Source organism: Algoriphagus sp. AGSA1 (genome assembly GCF_021390545.1).
In the GTDB taxonomy this organism is placed as follows: domain Bacteria; phylum Bacteroidota; class Bacteroidia; order Cytophagales; family Cyclobacteriaceae; genus Algoriphagus.
The window spans coordinates 163,682-190,085 of sequence record NZ_JAJUWR010000008.1 but is presented as its reverse complement, the minus strand read 5'-3'; the positions used below and the strand labels follow the sequence as shown (position 1 = coordinate 190,085).

Annotated in this window: 15 protein-coding genes; 7 read left to right on the top strand and 8 right to left on the bottom strand. The window is 43.4% G+C overall.

Going from position 1 to position 26,404, the window contains the following annotated elements:
• Nucleotides 1–169 precede the first annotated feature (169 nt).
• Together LZF95_RS08235 and LZF95_RS08230 are read right to left on the bottom strand one after the other, a co-directional pair.
• A complete protein-coding gene (locus tag LZF95_RS08235) occupies nt 170–1,816 on the bottom strand; it encodes a Na/Pi cotransporter family protein (protein ID WP_233754503.1) in 1,647 nt (548 codons plus the stop codon).
• Nucleotides 1,817–1,858: 42 nt separating this feature from the next.
• Nucleotides 1,859–3,283, bottom strand: coding sequence for an L-lactate permease (locus LZF95_RS08230; RefSeq protein ID WP_233754502.1), 1,425 nt, complete (start codon nt 3,281–3,283; stop codon nt 1,859–1,861).
• Nucleotides 3,284–3,795: 512 nt separating this feature from the next.
• Between LZF95_RS08230 and LZF95_RS08225 the strand changes: the two genes are divergently transcribed.
• Genes LZF95_RS08225 through LZF95_RS08215 form a run of 3 tightly spaced genes read left to right on the top strand, consistent with a single transcriptional unit; the run spans nt 3,796 to nt 7,991 of the window.
• On the top strand, nt 3,796–5,415 hold the full coding sequence (locus tag LZF95_RS08225; protein ID WP_233754501.1) for an ABC-F family ATP-binding cassette domain-containing protein: 1,620 nt from the start codon (nt 3,796–3,798) through the stop codon (nt 5,413–5,415).
• 10 nt (nt 5,416–5,425) lie between these two features.
• A complete protein-coding gene (locus LZF95_RS08220) occupies nt 5,426–6,823 on the top strand; it encodes a sodium:solute symporter family protein (protein WP_233754500.1) in 1,398 nt (465 codons plus the stop codon).
• Entirely contained in the window at nt 6,810–7,991 is a 1,182-nt protein-coding gene (locus tag LZF95_RS08215) for a class I SAM-dependent rRNA methyltransferase (protein WP_233754499.1), read from the top strand. Before LZF95_RS08220 ends, LZF95_RS08215 begins: the two co-directional genes overlap by 14 nt.
• 207 nt (nt 7,992–8,198) lie before the next feature.
• Here LZF95_RS08215 and LZF95_RS08210 read toward each other — a convergent pair whose 3' ends face one another.
• The 4 genes from LZF95_RS08210 to LZF95_RS08195 all read right to left on the bottom strand — a co-directional run bounded on the left by LZF95_RS08210 (nt 8,199) and on the right by LZF95_RS08195 (nt 16,681).
• On the bottom strand, nt 8,199–10,946 hold the full coding sequence (locus LZF95_RS08210; RefSeq protein ID WP_233754498.1) for a M14 metallopeptidase family protein: 2,748 nt from the start codon (nt 10,944–10,946) through the stop codon (nt 8,199–8,201).
• A gap of 61 nt (nt 10,947–11,007) precedes the next feature.
• Nucleotides 11,008–11,631, bottom strand: a complete 624-nt coding sequence (locus tag LZF95_RS08205) for a hypothetical protein (protein ID WP_233754497.1) — start codon at nt 11,629–11,631, stop codon at nt 11,008–11,010.
• 194 nt (nt 11,632–11,825) lie between these two features.
• Nucleotides 11,826–13,412, bottom strand: coding sequence for a SusD/RagB family nutrient-binding outer membrane lipoprotein (locus LZF95_RS08200; protein ID WP_233754496.1), 1,587 nt, complete (start codon nt 13,410–13,412; stop codon nt 11,826–11,828).
• Between the two features lie 20 nt (nt 13,413–13,432).
• Nucleotides 13,433–16,681: a SusC/RagA family TonB-linked outer membrane protein gene (locus LZF95_RS08195; RefSeq protein WP_233754495.1), complete on the bottom strand. Its 3,249-nt coding sequence runs from the start codon at nt 16,679–16,681 to the stop codon at nt 13,433–13,435.
• Nucleotides 16,682–17,293: 612 nt separating this feature from the next.
• Here LZF95_RS08195 and LZF95_RS08190 point away from each other — a divergent pair.
• Together LZF95_RS08190 and LZF95_RS08185 are read left to right on the top strand one after the other, a co-directional pair.
• The gene (locus tag LZF95_RS08190) at nt 17,294–17,728 is read left to right on the top strand and encodes a hypothetical protein (RefSeq protein WP_233754494.1); all 435 of its coding nucleotides are present in this window, start codon (nt 17,294–17,296) and stop codon (nt 17,726–17,728) included.
• 220 nt (nt 17,729–17,948) lie between these two features.
• Complete coding sequence (locus LZF95_RS08185; protein ID WP_233754493.1) at nt 17,949–18,764, top strand: sulfite exporter TauE/SafE family protein; 816 nt, start codon at nt 17,949–17,951, stop codon at nt 18,762–18,764.
• Nucleotides 18,765–18,978: 214 nt separating this feature from the next.
• Here the strand turns inward: LZF95_RS08185 and LZF95_RS08180 are convergent, their stop codons facing one another.
• The gene (locus LZF95_RS08180; RefSeq protein ID WP_233754492.1) at nt 18,979–20,913 is read right to left on the bottom strand and encodes a RagB/SusD family nutrient uptake outer membrane protein; all 1,935 of its coding nucleotides are present in this window, start codon (nt 20,911–20,913) and stop codon (nt 18,979–18,981) included.
• A gap of 11 nt (nt 20,914–20,924) precedes the next feature.
• Nucleotides 20,925–23,981, bottom strand: a complete 3,057-nt coding sequence (locus tag LZF95_RS08175) for a TonB-dependent receptor (RefSeq protein ID WP_233754491.1) — start codon at nt 23,979–23,981, stop codon at nt 20,925–20,927.
• Nucleotides 23,982–24,642: 661 nt separating this feature from the next.
• On the opposite strand from LZF95_RS08175, the gene LZF95_RS08170 reads away from it, so the two are divergent.
• Both LZF95_RS08170 and LZF95_RS08165 read left to right on the top strand, forming a co-directional pair.
• Complete coding sequence (locus tag LZF95_RS08170) at nt 24,643–25,686, top strand: LacI family DNA-binding transcriptional regulator (RefSeq protein WP_233754490.1); 1,044 nt, start codon at nt 24,643–24,645, stop codon at nt 25,684–25,686.
• A 208-nt stretch (nt 25,687–25,894) separates the two neighbouring features.
• Nucleotides 25,895–26,404 carry an outer membrane protein gene (locus LZF95_RS08165; protein ID WP_233754489.1) on the top strand — a complete coding sequence of 170 codons (510 nt, stop codon included), beginning with the start codon at nt 25,895–25,897 and terminating at the stop codon, nt 26,402–26,404.

Genomic DNA, 26,404 nt, shown 5'->3' with positions numbered 1-26,404 from the left:
CCTAATACCTGGCTGCTAACAAAGAGATGATTAAATGTACTCCCCAACATACTTAGGGCACGCTGAAAAATGCCAGTAATAGATCAAAAGCTGTCATTTTTATTGCTTGAGCAGCTGAAAACGGAGAGAGATTGTAGCTAAACCTAGCTTTCAATTAAAAAAACAGGATTCAACTTTCAACTTCTTCATTTTCAATCCGTTTTATTTGGAATGAACTACACAAGTTGTCCATAGCAGAAACAGTTTGCTTTATCACATTGGTCATAGTGGAAATTGGCACTCCTTTTTTGGTATGGTGTTTTATGTTCTCGTACAAAAAGGCAATCATTTCTTCATAGAATGCCTCATTTTTGGCAATCCCTTCATTCAAATACAACTTATGATCCTCTTTAGTGAGATTGCTGTTGTACACCTCTTCTGTTTGTGTCTTGACGAAAGCCTGCAATCTTTTTAGCACTTCCTGCGCAAGAGGATCTTCACTTTCGGACATAAAGCTGATGTTATGGGCCACATCCTTTATATCCTTTGCCCCATACACCATGGATCGTAGCGAAAGCATACTTTCAGTCAATTCCTCAGCTTCATTTGTCTCTAGATTTTGCTCTTGCAAGAGGGCGTAAAACGCAGTCAATTCATCTTCTATACGTTTTATTTTATCGTATTTCTCATTGATGTTTATTGCCGTTTGGAAGATTGATTTCCAGCCTGGATATTTCACAGCTGGGGCTCCAATGGAAAAATTATGATATATAAAATCCAGAACATACACGTACATCTGATCTAGTTCATCTCTGATTGCCTTAAGAGCTACATTGGGGAATTCGGCGGTAATATTCTTTATATAGAGCGTTTCACCTCCAGGTTCAGCGCTTTTGAAGCGATTCTTCAAAAATTTCTGAAAAACACCCAAAAACGGCAAAAAGAGTAAAATCCCCGCCAGATTTAAAAGGGTGTTTAACAACACCAGCTCCATCAAGGGATCTGTCATTTTGAAAAAAGAATAGACTCCGTCCACTAATGGTTCCAAAACCAAAAAAATGATGATACCTGCTGTTGAATTAAATATCACATTTGCGATTGCAAGCCGTTTTTTATCTGCTGTGCCTCCGATAGATCCGAGCAACAAGGTGGAAGTTGTTCCCATATTGGCGCCGATTATCATTGCAAAGGACTGATAGACATCGATCAAGCCTGCATTCAGCGCACTCAGAATAATGACAATCATAGCAGAGCTTGATTGTATTAATGCAGTAACGATCAATCCCAAAAGTAAAAATGCCCAAAGTCCATATTTTGAAAAAGCGGAAAGGTCTAGCTGTTCGGCAACCGTATCCAATGCGTCTTTCATCAAATCAAGTCCCAAAAACAACAGGCCAAACCCAATTAAAAAACCGCCCATATTTTTTAGAACCGGTCTGCTCTTCAAGAACAAATAAGACAAAATCCCAACCGCCAGAAACGGGAATGAAAAATCGGCTATGTTCATCTTAAAACCAAGAGCAGCTACAATCCAGGCTGTGATGGTCGTTCCCAGATTTGCACCAAGCACAACCCCAAGGGCACTCTTTAAGGTTAGCATCCCAGTGCCGAGAAAAGCAAGAACCAGCAATGTCACCATTGAACTGCTTTGCAGGATTGCGGTAACAAATGTTCCAGTCAGAATACCCTTCCAGCTTCGATTGGTGAAACGCTTTATAAAGCGTTGGAATGATTTTCCTGCCAGACCTTTAATACCGTCTTCCAAGTGGCTCATCCCAAAAAGGAAAATGCCAAGTCCGGCCAAAAACATCCAAAAATCAAAAGGTACTTCTGTCATTTTATCAGAATAAATACTATCCCTTCCAATTATATAAGCATACTAAGTTAACAGATATGAAATAAACGCTCCCTCCATAAACACCACCATAAGATATATAAAAACAAATTTTAGGTTCTTTGAAAGCACTTCGGATATGCTGACCGGCTGGGCAACCACCGATTGCACCATCACAATGTTTTGAAAGGATATTGCATTTCCAATAGCGGCGCCTGTGAGCAACAAAGCCAGACGTAGATAAAGAGGATCGCCACAAGGGAATAATGCGATAACCGAACTATTGAACAACAACACCCCCATCGTGGCACTGCCTGTAATAAAACTGCCCATGACACCGGCAAAAGTCACAAAACCCAGTGAGGCTAAATCTGAAACCTCCACAAAGATCTGCCCGGCAGACATTTCCAGATTTTGGCGAAGCAGCTGCGCAAAGAATACAAGAAAAAGAATGGTGAAAATGGGCATCGTAATGCGTGAGAAGGTGCCTTTCGCATGTTTTGCCAAATACAAAAGCTTGTTTTGTTGGGAAGTAGTGAATAAGTACACCAGCGCTGAAACGCCAAACACAAGTCCCGGTTGGTACAATGAAAATGTTTTGAGACCCTCTCCAAAAGAAAACCCAATGCTTCCCAACAAATATTTTGCGGGAATAAGCATACCTACAAATAACAGATAAGGATAAAATGTCTTTAGCCACACCCGTGTAGGAGGTCTCTCCTTTTTTGGCACGGATAGCCATAAGAAGGGAATCATTCCTATCAAGCCAGCGACCACTGATGGGTATTCTACACTGAACTGCCCAACTACTCCATAAGGAACTATAAAGCAAACTCCTCCCCATACCAGCGTCTTCCATTCAGTTTTCCAAGCTATCTTTTCCTGTTCGGTTTTACTGTACAGCCAAGCCAATCCCATCGGGACGGTAAGGGCGGGCAATACATTCATAATTACCGTAAATTGTATCTCAGGGCTATTGGAATAGATATCCAATCCGACTTTGAAGGGGGTACCCAATGCCCCAAAGGTCACCGCAGTGGTATCAGCGGCCAGAGGAAGGACTACACTGGTAAGCGGCCTATATCCTACTGCCAACATCAGTGGAGCGATCAGCATAGCCGGAATCCCAAAACCCGCAATCCCTTCCATAAAGCTTCCCAGAAACCAGCACAATAGTATGGCCATCGTAAGCCTGGAAGAAAAGGCAGCGCTTGATTTTACAAAACCTACAAAATGATCGCGGGACGCCAATGTGTTATAAAAAAGATAGGCTCCAAAAAGAAGCAGAATCAGTTCCACTGAAACAATGGCACCATTTGCCAATGGCGTCAGGATTTCCCCTTCGGTAAAGAGCAGCTTGCCGACTATCAGAATAATACAACCTATGAATGCCCCGAGCCACAATTTTCTTAGCAGAAAACCTCCAACCAATAACGCTGAAAATGAGAGTAACAAGAGCCAGTTTTGCATTACTTTTCTTTGTGTGACGAAAGCGCAGTTACAGCCTTCTACAAAGATATCCGTCTATTTTCGTGATACTAGCACTTTATTCAGTTCCTGCAGATTTAATGCTCCCTACTACACTCTTGGGAAATATAATTTCCAATCATTCAATGAATGAGGAAACCGTAAACAAATCACGGTGGGTTTAGGATAAGTCTGATCATAATGGAACCATTATACCACCATGAAATGCTTGGGGCAATTAAACTACGGAATGGGAATCTTACTGTCGCCTATATTGTAGTATAAAAACGTAGGGGGTAACTTGAAAAGTAACTACTGCCTTATCCAAAACCAGCTCATGATAGAGTTGGCTTTTCTTTTACTAACCTTTACCTTTGCAAGCTCTTTGGCTCATCTCATCCTCCCTATTATAGGTTTTGGATATAGTAACCAAAAAAGAGCTAATTCACAACCTGAAACCCCACTAGTAAAACCAGATATCAACCAACTGGTTTACAGTTATTTATAAGCAACATATGATCTCAGTAGATAATCTCTCCCTTAAATTTGGAAAAAGAACCCTTTTCGATGAAGTTTCCCTAAAATTCAACCAAGGCAACTGCTATGGTGTGATCGGGGCTAACGGAGCCGGAAAATCAACATTTTTGAAGATACTTTCCGGTGAGATTGAGAGTACCAGCGGAGGCATCAGTATCACTCCTGGCCAGCGTATGGCGGTATTGAGCCAAAATCACTTTGGCTTTGACGAAGTAGAAGTATTGAAAACAGTACTAATGGGGCATAAAACACTCTATGCCATCATGGAAGAAAAAGACGCCATCTATATGAAGGAGGATTTCTCCGAAGAGGATGGACTTCGTGCATCACAATTAGAAGCTGATTTTGCTGAGATGGATGGCTGGAATGCGGAGTCTGACGCAGCTGCCCTACTTTCGGGTTTGGGTATCACCGAAGATTTGCATTACATGCAGATGAAGGATCTGGCTGGTAATCAGAAAGTACGGGTTTTGCTGGCTCAGGCCCTTTTTGGCAATCCGGATATTTTGATCCTCGATGAGCCTACCAATGACCTGGATGCTTCCACCATCGAATGGCTGGAGAATTTTCTCTTAGATTTTAAAAACCTTGTTATAGTGGTTTCCCATGACAGGCACTTCCTCGATTCGGTAGCCACGCATATCGTGGATATAGATTTTGGGAAAATAAAAATATACTCCGGTAACTATACTTTCTGGTATGAATCTTCCCAGCTGGCTCTCAAACAACGCTCTGATTCCAATAAAAAAGCTGAGGAAAAGAAGAAGGAATTGCAGGCATTTATCGACCGGTTCTCTGCCAACGTGGCCAAGTCCAAGCAGGCTACAGCACGTAAGAAGATGATCGAGAAACTGAACATCGATGAGATCGAGCCTTCGATGAGAAAATATCCTGGCATTATCTTCAAACCGGAAAGAGAAGCCGGAGATCAGATATTCATGACCGAAAATCTGGAATTGAAAGCCGATGGGGTGACTTACTTCACAGATGTAAACCTGATGGTGGACAAAGGCGATAAAATCGCTTTTATATCCAAGACCAAGCAGGCAGTGAACAAGTTCTTCCAAGTGATCATGGAAGAAATCCCTGCGACCAAAGGAAGCTTCAAATGGGGTGTCACGATCAACAAGGCTTACTTACCAAATGACAACTCCGAATACTTCAAATCTGACCTTTCCCTGATTGACTGGTTGAGGCAGTTTTCAGATAACCAAGAAGAGGCATACGTAAGAACATTCCTGGGCAGGATGCTTTTCACGGGAGAAGAATCCCTGAAAAAATGCTCAGTGCTTTCCGGGGGAGAAAAAGTCCGCTGTATGATCTCCAAAATGATGCTTCAGAATCCAAACCTTCTGGTAATGGATGAGCCGACAAACCACCTGGATCTGGAGTCTATCACAGCATTTAACAATGCCATCATTGACTACACCGGCACAGTGCTGATGACCTCTTATGATCATGCCTTTGTACAATCTACCGCTAATCGTATCGTGGAATTCACTCCTAACGGGACTATTGATCGAAGAATGCCTTATGAAGCTTATCTTGAAAGTGAGGAAATCAAGGCGTTGAGAGAAAAAATGTACGCCAAAGCCTAATCCTGGTTCATTGCTACTCACTGCAATAATCTTTTATCTGGCGATTACGATTGCCGTGGGAGCCTGGGCTTCCAAATTCGTAAAGGGATCGAATGACTTTGTTTTGGCAGGTCGTTCGCTCCCTTTATTTCTTTCAGCCTCCGCACTATTCGCTACCTGGTTTGGATCCGAGACCATCTTTGGAGCTTCATCCGTTTACTTGGACGAAGGACTGCAAGGAGTGATTGAAGATCCCTTTGGCGGGGCACTTTGTCTGGTACTCTTCGGTATGTTCTACCTCCGCCCCATGTACCGTATGGGTGTCTTGACCATCGGAGATGTATTTAAGAAAATCTATGGAGAGAAAGTAGAGTTTCTATCTACTGTATTTATGGTTCCGGTGTTTTTTGGCTATGTGGCCGCACAGCTGGTAGCACTAAGCCTGATTTTTGGTACTGTCACTGGCTTGAGTATGACCGAAGGGATTCTGATCTCTGCCGGGATCGTAGTGATCTATACTTTTCTGGGAGGAATGTGGGCAATTTCCATTACAGATTTTATCCAGACCATCATGATTGTGTTGGGCTTGATCGTAGTTTCTGTTCTGGTGATAAAAGAAGCAGGTGGAATAGATGCGATTCTGGGTTCTGCTCCTGAGCAAAGTTTTCAGTTTCTCCCTGATCCCGGTTGGAACTCCTGGATCAATTACTTCGGAGCTTGGGTGATTCTTGGTCTGGGGAGTATCCCCAGTCAGGATATCTACCAACGTGTCATGGCTTCCAAATCTGAGAAAACAGCAGTTCAATCCACTTATTTGGCAGGAGGATTTTACCTCACTTTCGGGCTTTTACCCCTATTTATTGCACTGGGGGCAAAAGTGTTGTATCCGGAACTATACTTGGAAAATAAACAAATGCTGCTGCCATCAATGGTGTTGGCGCATGGAGGATTACCGGTACAGATCGTCTTTTTTGGCGCACTGATTTCAGCGATCATGAGCACGGCGAGCTCAGGAGTTTTGGCTCCTGCAGCCCTGATCTCTGAAAACCTAATCAAACCATTTTTCAGGGATAAACTATCGGATTTTCACCTGCTCTGGATTTTGCGGATCAATGTACTTCTGGTGGCGGTGGTATCCGTAGTGATGGCTCTTCAAGACGCTACTATTTACGAATTGGTAGCCGAAGCATCCATACTATTGCTGGTTTCGCTGTTCATTCCACTGACCGCAGGATTATATTGGAGCAAGTCTTCAAAAGTCGGCGCAATCTTATCCATGGTCATCGGCATGCTTACCTATTTGACTATGGATAAGTTTGAGCCGGAAATTTCTTCACACCTTTACGGATTGCTTGCCAGTGCCATCTCTATTATGACTGGCAGCTTGCTATTTCCCAACAAACCCTTACCCACCTATGAACTATCCTAAAATCATACTCAAACACGGAAAAGAGATCTCTCTGAAGAGAAGACATCACTGGGTATTTTCAGGGGCTATTTTCCAAAAAGATCCAGACCTTATATCCGGTCAGTTGGTGTCTGTATTTTCCTCCAAAAGTGAATTTCTGGGAACAGGACATTTTGCAGAAGGCTCTATCATGGTGAGGGTTATTTCCTTCGAGGAGCGGGAAATAGATCAGGAATTTTGGAATGAAAAAATTGCTTCAGCACTTTCTTTAAGAAAAAGCTTGGGACTTACTGACAATGAAGACACCAATGTATATCGGTTGATCCATGGCGAAGGAGATTTACTGCCCGGATTGATCGTTGATTACTACAATGGCACCGTAGTAATACAGGCGCATCAATTAGGGATGCATGCCCATCTAAAGGAAATTGCGCAGGCTATCAAGGCGGCCTATGGTGATCAACTCTCCGGCGTTTACGATAAGAGCGCCGAGACTTTGCCAAAGAATCTGGGCATCACTTCCAATGAATGGGTGCTCGGTGAGCCAAAAACCGACTTGGTGCAAGAGTATGGTGCCACATATAAAATTGATTGGGAAAAGGGGCAGAAAACAGGCTTCTTTATCGATCAGCGGGAAAACAGGAAGCTGCTTGCCTCCTATTCCAAAGGCAAGAAAGTATTGAACACCTTCTGCTATTCAGGCGGCTTTTCTGTATTGGCACTGATGGAAGGAGCAGCGGAAGTGCATTCAGTGGATATTTCTCCGAAAGCCATAGAGCTGACAGAAGAGAATGTCCAACTCAATCCGGAGATCAAAGGAAAGCATGAATCGAAAGTAGCCGATGTGGTCAAGTACATCCGTGAGATCGGAGATGACTATGATGTGATCGTACTGGATCCTCCGGCTTTTGCCAAAAATCTCAAAGCTAGGCATAATGCCGTACAGGCTTACAAAAGATTAAATGCCGAAGCATTGAAGAAAATCAAATCAGGGGGAATTCTGTTTACATTCTCCTGCAGTCAGGTTGTGGATAAGGTCCTCTTCAAGAATACGGTGACGGCAGCAGCGCTGGAATGCGGGCGAAATGTAAAAGTCCTGCATCAGGTAACCCAGCCGGCAGATCACCCTATCAATATTTTCCACCCAGAGACAGAATACCTGAAGGGATTAGTGCTTTTTGTGGAGTAAAACTTACTCTCAACTATAAATCCCAAGCCGGAAAATGGCAAGAAGTAAAAAAAGAGGCTGTCTCATAATCAGGTTTTCTTGTCAGTTAGCGAAGTCAAAGCCTTTCAGGTGCTAATTAAGCCCATTTCGACTTCGCACAATGTGACAATTGTGAGTTATGAGAGAGCCCCTTTAGTAAGCCTAGGGGATAGACTTATTATTTCACGGTCAATTCATCCCATAAAGGTTATTAAACAACCACTTGAATGTACCATGGGACTGTGCCCTAAAGGTGATCTCAGGAGTAAAAACCATCAGTTGCCCTTTGCCGATAGGTGCAGTAAAAGCAATGACCCCGTCTTCCAAATAGGATTGTCCCCATGCCCATCCGCTCCTTAGAGGAGTGGCTGAATCAAACCAGGCGACAACTTTAAGCTGCTGTAGCTCCGCCTCCGGTTTCATTTTGAACACCATGCTATTGTTAAACATCACATCCACATGCTCACGCATACCCCAATTTGATGGATTCGCAGGATCGGTTTTTGATCTTAGCACACTCCCGGGCACATAGTATTTTCCCTGCGAAAGTTTCTCCTCTTTCCCTTCTTTGTTTATCTCAGTAAGTCCATCTTTTACCGGCAACTCCAAGTGATATGCGAGTGAAGCACTGTTTCCAACTGTCAAAACCTTTCCACCATTTTCAATAAATAATTTTAGTTGTGGAATAGATTTTTCGGGCGTAATTGTCCCCAGACGATACCGAAATTCCTCCGGTATATCAGCTGCATCAGGTTGCCTTCCATAATAATTATTTGTTGGGCCACTCTCTTTATAAGCAGGGATCCCCCCACTGATAAACAGGATCATGTCGTACTTTTTGTTCAGGTTTCCGGCATCTATCTCCTTGGCGAAAATAAGCTCAAAATCATACCCATTTTGCTCCAGCATCCACCTCACCCAGCCAGAAGGCATAGATCCACCATACGAATCGTACAAAGCAATCCGCTGCTTTTTCAGCTCAAACAATCCGGCTGGTTTGCTTTTGGCAGCTATGATAGGCACTCTGATCTCTTTGGTCAGCTCTTTCAATTTCGCACCATCTTTGGCAGGAATAAAGTAAGATCCTGCCGGAAGTCCTTCTACTGCTGTAGGAGATCTGAATACCTGTGCTTTATCTTTCAGAAGTGCATTGACGAGCGGAAACGCTTCATTGAGTGAGGAACTGATCAGATATCCCGATTTGGAATCCGGAATGGCAACCGGTGGCAATTCTTCCAATACTCCATAAGTCAGCGTCTCAAAGGGTTCATCCAATGGATCAAGAATCCGATCCACTTCCACTCCCATTTGATAGGCCAATGTCCAGCCTGCGGCATCGTAAGGCCTGATCGGTGGCCCACCCGGATATTCAAAATCATTAGGATAATCTTGTGGGTCAAACATATCGATTACGTGTGCTCTGAATGCCTGGTCTGTTTTTACTACATAGGAATTTTTCGGATACGTTTTACCCATTACCTGAAAATCAGCATTTGCTTTTTCAATCTTGATTCCGGTTTTGATTAGCGCATTGATGTATTTCACCGCCGTGCCAAAATCTGCCTGATCTGCCGAAATAATATATGCGCGGGGATCACGCTTTGAAGGTTGCTGATAGATACTGTCATAATACTTAGTAGGAATTCCACCGCGGGAGAAGCCCCTATCACCGGACTCAGAAGGTTTTTTCCCCGCCATATCCGCCTTGTAGGCAGCATTGATTTCATCTATCTTTTTGGGAAAAGGTGTCCAGTTATCCATCTTCCCTTTATTGATTGCACTTCTTCCCATGGAATAAATATTGTACAGCACATGGTCTTTGTTCCTGGCGGCATAGTCTAAAAGTGCGTAATTGAGCGAGACTGAGTAATCAATTGATTGCCTGAAGTGCCATTTTTGGGGAGTAACCGGATAAGGCGTATCACTGTTGGGCAGAAGTCTGGAAGGCACCAATGGAACTTCTTCCGGAGAAGGGCCTCCAATAATCTCAGTCAAAATACCGATCATATTGTGGTAATGGGTGGTGGTTCTCAGCCCTCCATTGTACCATACTGAGAAAGTAGAACCTGTCATCCTCGTAAAACCTGGCTTATCCTCCGTGATCAGCCTGTTGTACATCGCAGCACCTACCGCATCTATTCCGGTGACCATCAAGGGTTCGAATAAATAGTTGAAAGGATCTCTATAGGGAGGGCCTGCCAGTACCGATCCTGCAGGACCACGCTGGTGATGGTTATACATAATCTGAGGGATCCACTCCACAAAAAGCTGGTAGCCCATATTCTGGGATTCAACCATATTCTGTATATAGAAATCACGGTTATTGTCATGCCCTATGTACTTTTGATACAGGACTGGCAAACCACTGGTACTGCGTTTGGTGGTGTCTGAATTCCTCATGTACCAATCAGAAACCAATTCCTGTCCATCAGGATTGGCATGAACGAACATAATGACCACATTATCCAAGATATTCATGGTTTCTTCATCTGTTCTAGAGCTAATCTGATAAATCGTCTCTATCAATTGGTGCGTTCCCACAACTTCGGTGGCATGAAGACCGCCATCAATCCAGACCACAGCCTTGCCCTCCTTGGACATCGCCCTAGCCTGCTCTTCCGATAGCCCTTCCGCTCTGGCCATGGAAGTGGAAATCTCCTTATACCTTTCCAGCTTTGTGTGGTTTTCCGGAGAGGTCACGATCAGCATGTATTGCTCTCTTCCTTCGGCGGTTTTGCCTATGGTCTCCAGCTTGATACGGTCTGACTCACCTGCTATTTTCTTAAAGTAAGCTTCTGTCTGTGTGAAATTAAACAACTCATAATCGGTTCCTACGTCGTAACCAAAATGTTCCTTTGGGGAAGTAACGGACTGAGCCATCATCCCGGTGATTACCCCTAATTGGATCAGGATAATAGGTATTAATCTTTTAAACATATTTTCTTTACTAAGATTTTAATAAGAGGGAAGATTATCACTTCCCTCCTGATTTATATAATTACATGCTTTTAAACCTCACTCCAACTCTGCAGTCACACAGCTCTCCCCGGGACTCATCACAGGAGTTGTCATTGTATTGGACTATTCTGGTTCCGTCTTCCATTGTCACTATAAATTTGAAGAGAAAGTAATCATTTACCTGGACAGTAGACAGATCAGTTTCTGTAATTTCTGCCAGTTCGGTAGCCGTAAAACTGTATGACTTTGGGAATTCGGTAACGCGCTCATAGAGAATATCAGTTGCTCTTACGGAGCTGGGCAGAGGAAACTGCCGCTCATTGGGCTGTACTTCTGCAAGAGATAGCACAATAGGATACACTGGTACGTTTCCTTCTCTACGGTTGAAACTGACATACACCTCAATCTCCGATACAGGTGCCCTGCCTTCAGCATCGTAATAGGAAAGCTCCCACTCAAATAGCTGGTTTGTGGCGAATTCCGGGTCAGCCATATTGAAAAAGGAAGCCTTGGCTGTCTGATAGGTAGGCAAGGCTGAAGCTTCGGTATTCAACGTCACTCTCGGAGTAGCTGCATAGATAAAATCTTCGTAATCGTAATCCACGGTCTTGCAGCTTCCTATAGCCAGGATCATTGCTGCTGTTAGATATTTGTATAGTTTCATTGGTTATGATTTTTGTTGTATAAATCCACATCGGAATCGGCCAAGTGATAGAGATAAAACTTAAATATAGATTTACCTGTTTCTTTCAGCTAGGCTTACACCCTGACTGTTGAAGAGAATACATTTACCTATTTATTTAAGCAGAATACTCCGTTCACTTGCAATTTTTGCGGATTGTAATGGTTATAACACACTTACCTTCTCCAGAATACAGGCACTATCTGCTGATCACGCTGGAGTTGTTCCCGTATATCGATGACTGAGATGTTGGATGTCAACTCGGTCTCGGAATAATAAAATCTTCCCGGAAACACATCCAATGGGGAAATCAATTCTTGGAGCTCAGGATAGCCGGTACGTCGTAAATCATTGTACGCCTCTACTCCATTTCCATAAAGTGATATCCATTTTTGCATCATGACAAGCCTAAGCTTCCCCTCCTCATCAAGACTTTGGAACTGTGCACCCAGTCTTTCTGTAAAACCATCTGTCGTCTGACTGGATATTGGAAATGCAGGCGATACGGAATTGATCACATTAAAATGGGCTATTACAGCTTCTCTCATCAGTTCTTCTGCATTTTCACCGGTTCCCAACGTAAGAGCAGCCTCGGCACGGCTGAATAGCATCATGGAATTGGTAATAAGGGGAAGGATACCAGCCCCCGTCCCATCACCCTCCGCAAAAAGGGCAATTTTGAAGGAATTTGATGTAGTTCCCGTAGTAGCACCTTCATTGGTGAGAAATGTATTTTCTGCTCCCAAACTTGGCATCATGCCATTGTCATACAGTCCCGCTGCCGGATATACCCCCACTATTGCACGTGTATTTTGATCCGCAGGTGAAGAAGCTCCGTCTCCCGGATATCTGCCATAATATCCTTCCCCTGTCTGGGAATTGGCAAGACCCGCTTTTTCATTAAGTCTGAATATGTAATACCTTAACCTAGGATCATCCTGGTCCTGAAGCCTGTCCACCAGCACCATACTCACATAACCATCTCTGCCAGGCGCATATCCAGAGGAATACCAAGGATGGCGTGCATTCGGCGCAGTGTTTGTACCAAACTGAAACGTAAAGTCACTTTCATTATCCTGAATGTAATTTCCTGCCTGGAGAATATCCATGATGCCCTGCCTGGCTCTTGCCTCATCGTATTTTCTGATCGTGAGGTACATTTTCAATTTGAGTGAATTGGCCATTTTTTCCCAATTCTCTCTGGATCCCTGATAAAACAAATCTGCCGAAGCGGAAACATTAAAACCTCTGCCCATATCTTCCAATGCTTCATCTATCAGCGCAAGAAGATTATCATAGATCACCTCCCCCTCATCAAAAGTGGGATTTGGTGCAACCCCCGCATCAAAATAAGGGACATTGCCCCATACATCGACCATCACACTGAACAGATATGCCTTTTGAAGTTTGGCCACTGCCACATAGCCCCATTCACCTTGCTCCGTACCTGTGGAAATAATGGTTTCCAGATCAGGAATTGCTTCGGTATAATATCCCAACCAAGCATTCTGAAAAGTAGTACCTGATTGGTCATACCTGTTAAGACTTCCCGATGCGCGATGTTGTACCACATTGGATGCCCCTCTATTTATGTTGTCAAAATTCCCTGCAATTGAAAGCTGGGAAGCAGGTAAAAGCAAGTTGAGTTGTGGCACTGTAGGGTTGCTTGGATCCTCATTGATATCTATGAAATCATCACAACTGACTAATGTCAGTGCTAATAGTGGAAGCAGTAAACCTTTTATATAGCTGTATTTCTTCATTTTGTTGTAGTTGACTTTTATTAGAAACTAAGACTGAGGTTTACCCCATATCTTTTGGTGGATGGAACACCTAAAGCATCTCTGCCAAGGTTATTGGCACCGGAAGTGCTTACCTCAGGGTCATAATTCATTGCATCGGGGGTATTGGGAGCTTTGTACCAAAGATTTCTTCCGCTTATGGAAATTGACGCTCTTCCAAAAGGTGTCTTGGATAGTAATGCAACAGGCAAAGAATATCCCAAGGAAATCTCCCTCAGCCTGAATACCGTCCCATCAAACACAGTGGCTTCACCTATGTAGCCGGCAGATGCACCACTCGGGCCAAATCCGCTCCCGAAATAGTAATCATTGTAATTCAAGGCGGTATTGTTAGGGATTTTGTTACCATTTTCATCCAAAAGAGGCGTTCTGGTGTTGACATCTCCCAAAACTCCCTGTCCGATTCTGAAAGAATCCCTGTCCTCGGTATCTCTCAAAACACCTCTGGCGTACGTTTCGCCAATGGTCGTGGACAGAATATCTCCTCCCTGCTTCCAGTCAAAAAGCACATCCAGCGTCAATCCTTTAAAAGTGAAGGTATTGGTAAGCCCGACCATAAAATCAGGATTTGGATCTCCTATCGGACCATTTGTAGCTGCGGTGATCGGCTTGGCAGTTGCTGGATTTACCAGAATATTCCCCTCATCATCCCGGGCATATCGGGTTCCGAAAATCAACCCATAAGGCATCCCTGCAATATGTACATTTCCTCCATAGACCAACTGGGAGTTCTCGCCAATATCTTCTACCGTATTTTTGTTTTTGGTAAAATTGCCTGAAATAGACCAGTTCAATCCTGTGTCTGACATCAAAGGATTCGCTGTGAGTCCTATTTCGATCCCCTTGTTGGAAGTCTCACCCAAGTTGATTATCCGCGTGAGAAAACCGGAGGATGGTGGTGAATCCACGACAAATATTTGGGAAGTACTCCGCTTGTCATAATAGGTAATATCAAGTGAAAATAGATTTTGAAGGAAGCTAAGGTCAGTTCCTATCTCAAACTCCGTGATAAATTCCGGCTTCAGCGAGGAATTAGTCAGGCTGTTTGATAAGGTCTGCGTACTTACGTTAGTATTGCTTCCGTTAGAAAAGGGAGACCCTATTCCTCCAAAAGTCTCATTCGCATTAAACACATTGACGGTCTGGTATGCTGCTGCTTCATTCCCCACCCGTGTGTACCCCACCCGTATTGCACCATGGTTCAGGAAGTTATTTTTGATTTGAAGTGCTTCTGTAAAAGTCAACGAACCGTTTACACCACCATATAAGTAACTTCTGTTTTCAGCCGGAAGTGTAGAGGAAACATCATTTCTGCCTACAAAATTTATGGAGGCAAAGTTTTTATAGTCCAGCGTTAAATCTGCAAAAAAGGCATAAAACCGCTGTTTGATCAACGCCTGATTTCTGGGGATTTCGGAAAGTGTGATTGTGGTAGTATTCCGGATATCATTAATTCCTGAGACAATAATTCCATCGCCCGAGAAAGCCGAACGTCTGGTCATACGCTGGTTGATGTTGTTGCCCAAAATCCCTCTTAGTTTCAGATCCTCTGTCAAGCTGAAACTCGTCGTGATCAATAGCGTATTGTCCAACTCCTGTCTGTAAATATCATCAGTATTGATAGTGCCATTGGCATATACACTAGATCCCTTACCCAGTACACTCACACGTGAATCAGAATATCCATTAAACCCAAATGTATTCTGGATGGTCAGCCAGGAAGTGATATCCTTTCCAAAAACAAAACTTCCAAAATACCTATCCACATTGCTTGTAGAAGGACTGTTCTCTACTGACCAGTAGGGATTGTCCAGCGCTCTATAGTAAATATTTGCACCCGTTTCGGGATGCTTATAGGGCAAGTTGGTCAGATCATAGCTGGTAGGCATGAACAGGAGATTTCCCATTACTGAACCTGATCCCCCAATCGGAGGACTCTCCTGATCGGTTTTAACATAATTGATTGTTCCCCTGACAAAAAAACCATTGTCCAGATTAGCATTTCCTCCCGCAGAAAAAGAAGTCCTTGAGATACTGTTTCCAGGAACGACCCCTTTATTATCCATTCTACTCACTCCGATTGACAATCCGGTCTTTTCAGTTCCGGTGTTGATGGAGACTCCATTTTCCAGCAATTGCCCTGTTCTCAAAAAATCCTTTTGATTTTTACCCGCATAAGATTGATAGGGCACTTCTCTTGGAGTCACTCCGTCACTTTCGTAGAAGTCAGGAAATACACTGGATGGATAAGCACTGGAGGCTAGTGGATGGGGAATAGTAGCTCTTGAACTATATGGAGAGCCATAAGACCCATAAACGCCTGCACGGTAATCCCCATTAGTTCCCTGCCCGTACATATGCTGGTAATCAGGAAGACCGGAAACCTCCTCCAAACTGTATGAAGAAGCAAGTGTTATTTCAGTGCCCTTTCTACCCTTTTTTGATCCTGATTTTGTGGTGATGATTATCGCGCCGTTAGCCGCACGGGAACCATACAGTGCAGAAGCTGCAGCGCCTTTCAGTACGGTCATGCTTTCCACATTATTGGGATCTATGTCAAAAGCCCTGCTGGAAGTTGACTGTGATGACTGTGTATTTCTAGTACCACTTGCATCATAGGTTGAATTATCAAAGGGAATCCCATCTACTACGAATAAGGGCTGGTTATTATTTCCCAAGGAAGAATTACCGCGGATAGTTATATTGGTTGCTCCACCCGCTACTCCACCCGATCCCTGTACATTAACTCCCGCAATCTTGCCTGATAGAGACCTGATCGGGTCAGGTTCGTTCTTCTGCCCCAATCTGTCCGCACCAAGTGTAGATACTGCATATCCCAAATTGGCAGTATTCCGCTCTATTCCGGCTGCGGTGACTATTACTTCATTCAGTTCTATATCGCCACTTAGCTTTACGGTCAGCACACTTTCGTTTTCAACTGTAATCTCTTTTGCTTTATATCCTATAAAGGAGACAACCAACGTATTCTGACCCTCCTCCAGTTCTACGGAAAACATTCCGTCTAAATCGGTCACCGTTCCTACTAAAGTCCCTTTTACCAAGACGTTGGCACCGGGAATGGGTAAATCACTTTCATCCAATACCTGCCCCGTAATAGTTCTTGTCTGGGCAGTAGCCACCGAAAATGTGGCAAAGAGCATCATACTTGTTAATAACATTAAAATCCCCAATGGCGGTGATTTCCTACTTTTTGTAAAATTGTGTTTCATAAGGGTTGTTTATAAATAGGGGACAGCACTACAGAGCTACCAGCTTAGGCTGATAGCAATAATTACTTAATTAGGCTATTTGGGGAAGGGGGTAATTAATACAATCCGGATCCATGAATTGATCTGAAAAAGGTAAGAACAAAAAAAAACTTAAATAACCCTCTCATATAAAAAATAACAATTTATACTTTTTTAAATTAAAAGAATATTATTTTAATATTATTGAAAAATAAAGAATATTATTAAAATATACACCGTATTAAAAATATAAAAAATTAAAAATTGTAATAAAATAAAAATTAATTAAAATAATTGAAATGTATCATTTTTACCATTGATTATAAAATATCGCATATATTTTCCCAGATATGGCTAAAAACTAAACCCGGTTTATAAAAACAGACAAATTAAGACTGGGATTTCCACTCAAAGAATGAAACAGACTTACTGGGAAGTTTTCAGATTTGGGTAGCACTCCCTCCCCTACATTAAGCCCTAGCCCCCTCTATAATCACAACTTTACACACGATATAGTCAAGCAAATTCTTCTCAATCCGTCCTGGCTATCGTAGACTATAATTAGTTAACTTTGCGCCAATCAAACATTTCATCATGTACACAGGAATACAACATCTCCACTCGGGAATCGCTTATCTGGCACTACTTGCTCTGATAGTGGTAATCATTTACATGCTGATCGGCTCACTGTCCGGGCGTGAGTTTACAGAGAAAGACCGTAAAATCGGATTGATAGCCTTTATCCTCTCCCATATCCAGTTGTTGGTTGGCTTGATTCTTTATTTCCTTAGCCCATTGGGATTGGAAATGCTGAAATCCGGCTCGGCAATGTCTGACTCTGGAGCCAGACTAATGGCACTGGAGCATCCACTGATCAACATCATTGCCATAGTAGTAATCAGTATAGGATACATCAAGGCTAAAAAGCCTGGAGCTTCCCGTGCAAGATTCAGAAGTATTTACATGATGTACGCGATCGGGCTTGTCCTTATATTAAGCAGAATACCATGGTCTGCCTGGTTGGGATAGACTACAGTTACTAGTGACAAAGTCACAATGATCGGGGTTTGCGTTCTTGAGACCATCAGGATTGTAAACCCCTTTCTCATTAACCCGCATTATGCGTAGTCCAGGTTTAAAAGAAGTACTTATTTTTCTCGAGCTCTCTGTCTTCAAGTGTGACCAAAGTTACCTTGTTCATCTGCACGAAGACTTACCTTTGTCATGAAATCAAGAATCACTATAAACAATGCAGGGGATTGAAATACTGGGCTATGTTCTGGCACTATTGGTAGGGGCATCACTTGGTCTGATAGGAAGCGGGGGATCTATCCTTGCTGTCCCTATTCTGGTTTACATTTTCAGTATCGACCCAGTCATCGCCACTGCCTATTCACTGTTCATTGTAGGCAGCACCTCGCTCGTAGGTGGAATAGAGAATATATATCAGAAAAGAGTAGATTTTAAGACTTCGTTGATTTTTGGAATCCCCTCCATAGCTACGTTGTATCTGGCTAGATTAGGCATTCTTCCCAACATCCCAGAGGTTTTATTTACTGTGGATGGATTTGAGTTTACAAAATCCATTTTTCTTATGGTGCTTTTCGCCGTGGTAATGATAGCAGCCTCCATTTCCATGATCCGTCCCTGCGTGGATTGTGGCAAATACGACCTGCTGGAAGCCCCGCAAATAAACTTTAATTATCCCATGATTTTCCTGCTTGGAATAGGCGTGGGAATAATGACGGGACTTGTCGGTGCGGGAGGGGGGTTTCTTATTATCCCAACATTGGTCATTTTTGCGAAAATGCCTATGAAACTGGCCGTGGGTACCTCTCTGTTTATCATTGCCTTTAATTCCCTACTTGGATTTGCGGGATATGTGAGCAGTGGAGTGCCTATTGATTGGACTTTTCTGTTTTTGTTTACAGGCTTGGCAGTGGTAGGGATTTGGTTAGGGATTCTATTATCCAAAAGAATAAAAGGCAGTAAGCTGAAGATTGCTTTTGGCTGGTTTGTATTGGCGATGGGGTCTTATATCCTAGCCAAAGAACTGTTTTTTTAACCAGAGGCAACATACCTCTCCTACTGTGCAAAAAAATATTCATGGACTAGGGTCTTACAAACGAATACGATAGATAAACTTTCCTTTTTCGGATAATTTCGCGGTGATCTGCGCCTTTTTCCAAGAAAATCTGTGGGAACTATTAGCTACTTTCAGAAAAAAAGCTGCCCCTACTATGAGAGGCAGCTTCTAAGGTTTAAAGAATTTCCCAAAATCAATCGTATCCCGGATTCTGGTAATCGGAAACATCCCCTTCCATAGAATCAATCTGACCCTGAGGGATAGGTCTCAAATAATGGAAAGGCTGTATAGATCTGGTAATGGTCCTAGGGGTATGATCACCATAGTTCGAACCACCTATTTCATAAGTAGAAGCTAATTCTTCCCACTTCTGTGTCCGGATCAGATCATACCATCGGTATCCCTCTCCGTAAAACTCCCGAGATCTCTCGGCAAGGATGTAATTAATATCAATTACTGCTGGAGTGGCAGAGATCATCTCAGCACTGTTATCCTCTATCTTCTCCTGATTTCCATTATTGTCCCATCTCCACTTCCCTGCTCTTGCCCGAAGCACGTTCACCAGGTCCCGTGCGGACATGCCACCTGTAGCACCCTTTACGGAAGCCTCAGCGGCAATTAGGTAAAGCTCAGAAAACTTGGCGATATTATATGGTCTGGTACTAGCGGCGTTTGGCTGGCCTAGCCCCGTACCACTGTCCGTACGATAAACGCCAAGTTTCCAAAGCCCTGGATAGACGATTCTGCTGATTCCAGAAGGAGATATCACAAAATCGGATCTACCAGGAAGTACTCCTGCCCCTATGTTAGCTGCCTGAGCCACAGGAAGGGAATAATCTATAGGCTGATCAGGCTCCTCATCCAAAAATGTAAGTACAGGATCTCCCGGATTGATTTCAATCAGGTTGGCGTTGTATAGGGGTCCACTTATACCAGCTTTATTCCAGTTACCTCTGTAGCTGGTAGTGAATGTCCCATCATACCTAGAGTCATTGCTTTTATCGGCAAAGGTATTGGTGATCACGCCTATGGTAGGAGCCATTCTGGTCCAAGGCCTTCCAAGGGACTGTACCGCGTCTCTTTGAACGGAATTCACAGGCGACCAGGAATTAGGTGAAGAGCTGCTCTGCATCACGGTATAGTTCCATGTCATCATCCATACAGCAAAGTTGTCCGGCGCGCCGCCATTCCCCCATGTGAGACTGCTCCCGTTGTAAAACTCACTGGTTTCGGTACGGTCGGCATACAGCAGTATTTCATTATTACGGTCATTAGGCGCCCAGTTCACATCGTAAAATGTCTCCTGTAAGCCAAAAGGCCCCGGATCATTGATCGCTTCCATGGCGATATCATAAGCCTGCTGAAAATACCATTGTGGGTCATGTCCATCTGGGTCTATTCTACTGGTTTCGGGATAAGTCGGTATGTTGTTGGGATTTTCCAGCCACCAGGCATAGGTAAGATATGCCTTTGCCAGATACATCCGAGCCAGGGTCTTTGTGGCAGTTCCGGTGAGACGAGGGTTCACAGGAAGATCATTTACAGCCTGTAGCAAATCCGGGAAAATCCCCTTTGTATATACCTCAGGAACGGTATTCCGGGTAGATATCCTTACCGGATTAGAGTTGAATGTCAAATCACCGGCGCCCAGATCCAACGGCACACCCCCAAAAGTCTGAACCAGAAGGAAGTAGTCAAAGGCCCGGAAAAACCTTGCTTCAGCTATCAATGCGTCCGAAATACCTACCTCGGCAGCATTCTCAATAATACCACTGGCCGTATTGATATTGGTGAACGCTGTACCCCAGAGCGCATCTGCCCGGCTACTGGTAGAGGTGATTTCACCCTGCCCGGAAATATCCATTACTTGGAAGTTCTGATCGGCGCTCTGGGCGTAGGTAGCTTCATCCGTACCGGTAAGTGTGGTATTGTAATAGTACGCTTGGCCATAGATGTATCTCAAATGAGCGTACATTCCTGTCAGTCCGCCCAAAACGCCGTTTTCAGTTTTGAAGAAACTGGGCTCAAAGGTGCTGCGGGGTTGTTCATCCAAAATCCCGGAACAGCCTGTCAATAATAAAATTGTAAATCCAATTACAAGTATGGGGTTGCTTGTTCTAATTTTCATGATGTTCATCCTTAAAATGTCAAATTGATACCGAAAAGAAAATTGCGGACAGCAGGCGCATTGGTACCTAAGGTCAACAGCCTACTCTGATAGGCACTGGTGACCGCTGCATTTTCATTTCCAAAGGAATTTGTTTCAGGATCCAGTCCGGTTTCCTTGTAAAATGGAGAGGAGATCACTATAGGGTTTTGCACACTGAAGTACACCCGTAACCGGTCCACACCCACATTCTCCAGTAAGGTTTGATTGAAATTATAACCTAGGGAGATATTGCGGATCTTGACATAGGAAGCATCAAAGTAGCCCAATGTACTTCCATATTTTGGGTTGTCCCCGGAAATGATCCCTCCCGGTTTAGGATATTTGGCATCTGTGTTTTCCGGAGTCCAATAGTCCACCTTTACGTTATTTCTACGTCCGCTCAGCATATTCAGGTACCCGGAAGCGGAGTGCAATGTGCTGATCAGAATACCGCCACTCTTGAAGGCCCCAACGATGTTCAAATCAAGCCCTTTATAGGCCAGACGGGTATTGAATCCGCCTTGAAAATCCGGCAACACGCTCATGATTTCCCGGTCATCCGGTCCAATCTGTCTGGTCGGTTTGCCTTCTGAATCAAAATCACCGTTGTATTTCACCTTGATCATACCCACATTTCCTCCTGGTTCTAAAATATCCAGGTGTGGGTCTCCTTCTTGCCACAGGCCTATATTCTTGTGGTCGAATATCACATCAATTGGGTGTCCCACAAACCACCAGTTGGACTCATCTCTCAGCTGTCCTGAGGCCAGAGACACCAGCTTATTCCTGTTACCATAGATATTCACCCCAGCCTCCCAGCTCCAACCATTGGTATTCTGGATGATTACCCCGTTTAGAGAGAGTTCAATACCTTTATTTTGGGTCTCCCCTATATTGGCGGTGTAACTGCCCACTCCCGAAGTACCTGGAAGATTGACATTTAGCAAAATATCGTTGGTATTGGTGAGGTAATATTCCAAAGTACCGCTTAATCTATTGTTCAGAAGTCCAAAATCTACCCCTACATTCCAGGTTTCAGAATATTCCCATCCTAAGTTTGGATTTGGTAGTTGTGAAACATAATAACCGGTAGCATAATGATCATTTCCGAAGTTATATGGTCTGGTCGCCAATTGTCCCAGGGTGGCATAAGGTGAAATAGCCTGGTTAGAGGTCTGTCCATATCCTACACGGAGTTTCAAGTTGTTGATAGTGGTGCTGTTATTCAAGAATGACTCCCTTGCTATATTCCAACCTGCAGAAATGGCCGGATAGGTATGCCACTTATATCCGTCTGCCAATCTGGAAGAACCGTCAGATCTAAGGGTCGCTGAAAGCATATACTTGTCATCATATGAATACATCACTCTACCCATCCATGACATCAATCCCCATTGCTGGTATTGCTGATCCCCAGGGTTAACTATTATCTCACCGTCTGCGGATCCTATATTGTAGAACTGAAATGCCTCCGAAGGTATTCCCCTTGCTCCCATTTGAGATCTGTTGAATGTGTTTTGCTCCGCAGAGTATAAGCCTACCACATTGAATAAATGCTTTCCGAAAGCTTTATCATAAGTCACAAGGTTCTCGAATACCCAATGGTAATTATGGGAATTGCTGACGGTGGCAGAAGATGGTGTCTCCGGATTGACATTATTGACACCCTGAGCCGTGAAGCTGCCTCCATTTACCTGTCTGTAGTCAAGACCTAGATTGGAGCGGTACTTCAATCCTTCCACACCAGGGATTTTCACCTCAGCAAAAATAGAATTGTAGGAAGCGAAGGCACGGGATTCACTCAACCATTGATCTTCCAGGCTCTCCACGATCTCTCGGGAGTAAACCCACGAATCATCCAGTGCCGAGCTGATTGTTCTTTTCCAAGAACCGTCAGCCTGATAAGGATCAGAAATAGGTGTAAACCCTAGAAGCCCCAGACCTACCTGCCCGCCTTCGGTGACGTTGTAGTTGTTATTGGTAGTAAGCCCAAAGCGAAAATATTTCCCCACTTGCTGGTCAATCGAAGCCCGAAGGGAAATCCTGTTGTACTCCTGGGTAGGGATCACCCCTTTGTCTTGTAGGTACCCTAGGCCAACATTGTAATTCCCACCCTCTGTACCTCCTGTAACACTGATATCATGCGAGGACAATGACCCGGTTTTATACAAAAGATCCTGCCAGTCGGTATTTATGGCATCATTTTCATCTGGGCCATTGTTGAACAAGCCAGCTGCCGACCTCAATGCCACAAATTCCTCGTTGTTCATCATTGGAAACTTGGAGAAAACTGTCTGTGGGCCGTAGAAACCGTTATAGTTGACTCTTGGTTTTTGTCCTTTTGACCCCCGATTGGTGGTGATCAATATGACGCCGTTTGCTCCCCGGGAACCATAAATGGCCGTGGCCGAAGCATCTTTAAGAATATCCAAACTTTTAATATCATTCGGATTGATATCTGTGATGGATCCTGGAAAAGGAATCCCGTCAAGGACAATCAATGGATCATTGCTGGCATTGAGAGATCGGGAACCCCGTATTCGGATCTGCATAGCGGCTCCTGGCCTGGATGAAGTCTGGGAAAACTCCACTCCTGGCATCCTCCCCTGTAAGGCGTTAGTCACGTTGGTAGAAGGTATTTCCCTGATGAGATCTCCTGAGACTGAAGCCACCGACCCCGTCACTGCTTCTTCCCGCTGTGTACCATATCCCACCACTACTACTTCTTCCAAAGAATCTGTGCTTGGATCTAGCTTCACGTTGATGACTGATTGGTTAGCAACCGGGATTTCCTGGGCCTGGTAACCTATAAAGGAAAATACCAGAACAGCGTTTTGATCTGGAACCGAAAGAGAGAAATTTCCGTCCACATCAGATGTGGTGCCTACACTGGTACCCTTCACCAGTATAGTGGCTCCGGGCAGTCCTGTATCCGTGTCATCAGTTACTCTTCCCCGAACCGTAGTTTGAGCGAGAATCGCAGTGTAGGCAAGGAGATAGGTCAAAATAAATAAGGGGATTTTCAAATCGATTTTGCGCGATTTCATAATCCACCTTTTATAGGTGTGTTTAGCATGTTTCATATGCATTTTAGGTTTAATTGTAATTGGTTAGGATTGGGATATTTTTTAAGTGTCCTGAAAGAGACGGTAAGGCTTGAGAGCATAGGTACCGCCCAGGGGGATTTACGTTTTTTCCTTCATAGACTTAGGTTTAAGTGAAATCAGAGCTATGAATCTGGGCAAAAACATTTAGAACTGCAACCGATTGCAGAAAAAATATTCATAATAACTACAAGAAATGATATTCAATTAGGAATTTCTCAAACAAACTGCAATCCATAGCACATTTTGTTCAGACACAAAATAGCCTCGGATAAAATTTTTAGGCTCAAAAAATTAGAAGTAAAGAATATATGAACCATAAATCAGAATTTTATTTACCTAAATATATTTATACAGTAAAAAATGGAATAAATCATAGGTGTTACAAAATAGAATACTTAATTGCACTAAAACCTAAGCAGCCCAAAAACAAATAGCAATTTCATGAAATCGATTTCTTATTATTTTCATGAAACTATTGTACTTTGTGGTAAATTTCATTTAACTATGTCCAAAACTTGGAAAATTTTGGGCGAAGGCCATACATATCCATTCAGGGAAGCAGTACGACAAGAGGGTCACATCTAATTTAATTTGTACAGAAATGAGCAAAGAAGTCACTATCTATGATATAGCCAGAAGTGCAGGGGTATCATCCACTACAGTAAGTAGGGCTTTGAATGACCATCCGGCAGTAAATGAAAAGACCAAAAAGAAAATCTACGACACTGCCAGTGAAATGGGCTACCGTTTTAATGTATTCGCCTCAAATCTGCGGAGCAAAAGGACAAACAATATAGGAGTAATCGTTCCCAGACTGAACAGTAATTTCCAATCTTCCGTCTTGGCCGGAATGGAAAAAGTAGCCAGTCAATCGGGGTATAATCTGATCATAAGCCAATCCTTTGAATCCTTTGAAAAAGAAAAGGCCAATGTAAAAACGATGTACAACTCAAGGGTAGATGGTCTTTTGGTATCCCTAGCAGCCAATTCCGTCACTTATGACCATTTCAAGCCATTTCTTGAGAAGAACATCCCCGTATTGTTTTTTGACAGAATCCCCCTGAACACCCAGTTTGCCGGAGTGATGATAGACAACGTCCAAGCCGGGTACAACGCGACTGCACACCTGATCAAGGAGGGGTGCAAAAAAATAGTGCATGTACTGGGCAACGGACAGGTAAATGTATATCTCGACAGACTGAAAGGATATCGATATGCATTGATTGATCAGGGTCTGGAATATCGCCCTGAATTGGTCCTGCATACGGACTTCACTGAAGAGAAGTTTGAGTCCATTGTAGATTTTATCCTAAGCCACGATAGCCTCCCTGACGGGCTGTTTGTATCCAATGACATTATGGCCGCGGGATGTATCAATGAATTGAAAGAAAGAGGGCTGCGGGTGCCTGAAGATATAGCTGTGATGGGATTCAACAATGACGTGATTTCACGTTTGATTGAGCCAAAGTTGAGTACCACAAACTATCCCGGGTTTGAAATGGGAGAATTGGCCATGAGAAATCTCATCAATCACCTCAACGGAGATAATGGTGCAGTTCTTCAAAACACGGACACAATTACATTAAGGTCTGAGCTGATCATCAGAAAATCCACTTTGAAATCCCAACAAACTCTCGTCCAATGAGGTGAAATTAAATGCATGGGCATAAGAATCCTTTGTCGTAACAAATCAAATCACGCCACTATTCAATATTAAGCCTTTGGATTTGGAACAAAGTCAATTTCAATTCTATTTTTTAGTTCCGTGTTTACCTTTTCCCCTCTTCCCAGACTAAAGAAAGAATGGCTTAAATAGCCTTGTTTTATCTAGTATTTATCAATCACAAATTCAAATGAAAAAATCATTACTTGTTTTTGCGATCGCAATGATCGCAGGTATGGGGCAACTTTGGGCTCAGGATTCTAAACGAATCGGGGGACAGTTGATTTATGGTACCAACATCAACACCCTTGGAATAGGTGCAATAGCTGAGTTCCCTATTGCAGAAAAATTGGTGATCTCACCCAGCTTTTCCTTTTATTTCCCAAAGGATGAGACGGTGGTCAAAACCTCAGCCTTTGAGATCAACGGAAACTTGAATTATATCCTCCTAGAAGAGAATTCCATTCAACTATATGGCTTAGGGGGATTGAATTTCACGCAGATGAAGGTGAAAACTGACCTTTCCATTATCGGGGGTACTACTGACTTTTCTGTCAGCCAAGGACGTATAGGCCTTAATCTCGGCGCAGGAGCCAATTTTGACCTAGGCAAAAATTTCCTGCCATTTGCTGAAGTGAAATACATCATCAGTGATTTTGACCGACTGGTGCTCGCCGCAGGCCTCAAATTCAACTTTTAA

Coding starts and splice junctions, on each gene's coding strand:
- LZF95_RS08200 (WP_233754496.1), bottom strand. CDS start 13,412: ATGAAGAAATACAGCTATATAAAAGGTTTACTGCTTCCACTATTAGCA.
- LZF95_RS08180 (WP_233754492.1), bottom strand. CDS start 20,913: ATGAAAATTAGAACAAGCAACCCCATACTTGTAATTGGATTTACAATT.
- LZF95_RS08190 (WP_233754494.1), top strand. CDS start 17,294: ATGTACACAGGAATACAACATCTCCACTCGGGAATCGCTTATCTGGCA.
- LZF95_RS08185 (WP_233754493.1), top strand. CDS start 17,949: ATGCAGGGGATTGAAATACTGGGCTATGTTCTGGCACTATTGGTAGGG.
- LZF95_RS08205 (WP_233754497.1), bottom strand. CDS start 11,631: ATGAAACTATACAAATATCTAACAGCAGCAATGATCCTGGCTATAGGA.
- LZF95_RS08170 (WP_233754490.1), top strand. CDS start 24,643: ATGAGCAAAGAAGTCACTATCTATGATATAGCCAGAAGTGCAGGGGTA.
- LZF95_RS08225 (WP_233754501.1), top strand. CDS start 3,796: ATGATCTCAGTAGATAATCTCTCCCTTAAATTTGGAAAAAGAACCCTT.
- LZF95_RS08230 (WP_233754502.1), bottom strand. CDS start 3,283: ATGCAAAACTGGCTCTTGTTACTCTCATTTTCAGCGTTATTGGTTGGA.
- LZF95_RS08235 (WP_233754503.1), bottom strand. CDS start 1,816: ATGACAGAAGTACCTTTTGATTTTTGGATGTTTTTGGCCGGACTTGGC.
- LZF95_RS08210 (WP_233754498.1), bottom strand. CDS start 10,946: ATGTTTAAAAGATTAATACCTATTATCCTGATCCAATTAGGGGTAATC.
- LZF95_RS08175 (WP_233754491.1), bottom strand. CDS start 23,981: ATGAAATCGCGCAAAATCGATTTGAAAATCCCCTTATTTATTTTGACC.
- LZF95_RS08215 (WP_233754499.1), top strand. CDS start 6,810: ATGAACTATCCTAAAATCATACTCAAACACGGAAAAGAGATCTCTCTG.
- LZF95_RS08195 (WP_233754495.1), bottom strand. CDS start 16,681: ATGAAACACAATTTTACAAAAAGTAGGAAATCACCGCCATTGGGGATT.
- LZF95_RS08165 (WP_233754489.1), top strand. CDS start 25,895: ATGAAAAAATCATTACTTGTTTTTGCGATCGCAATGATCGCAGGTATG.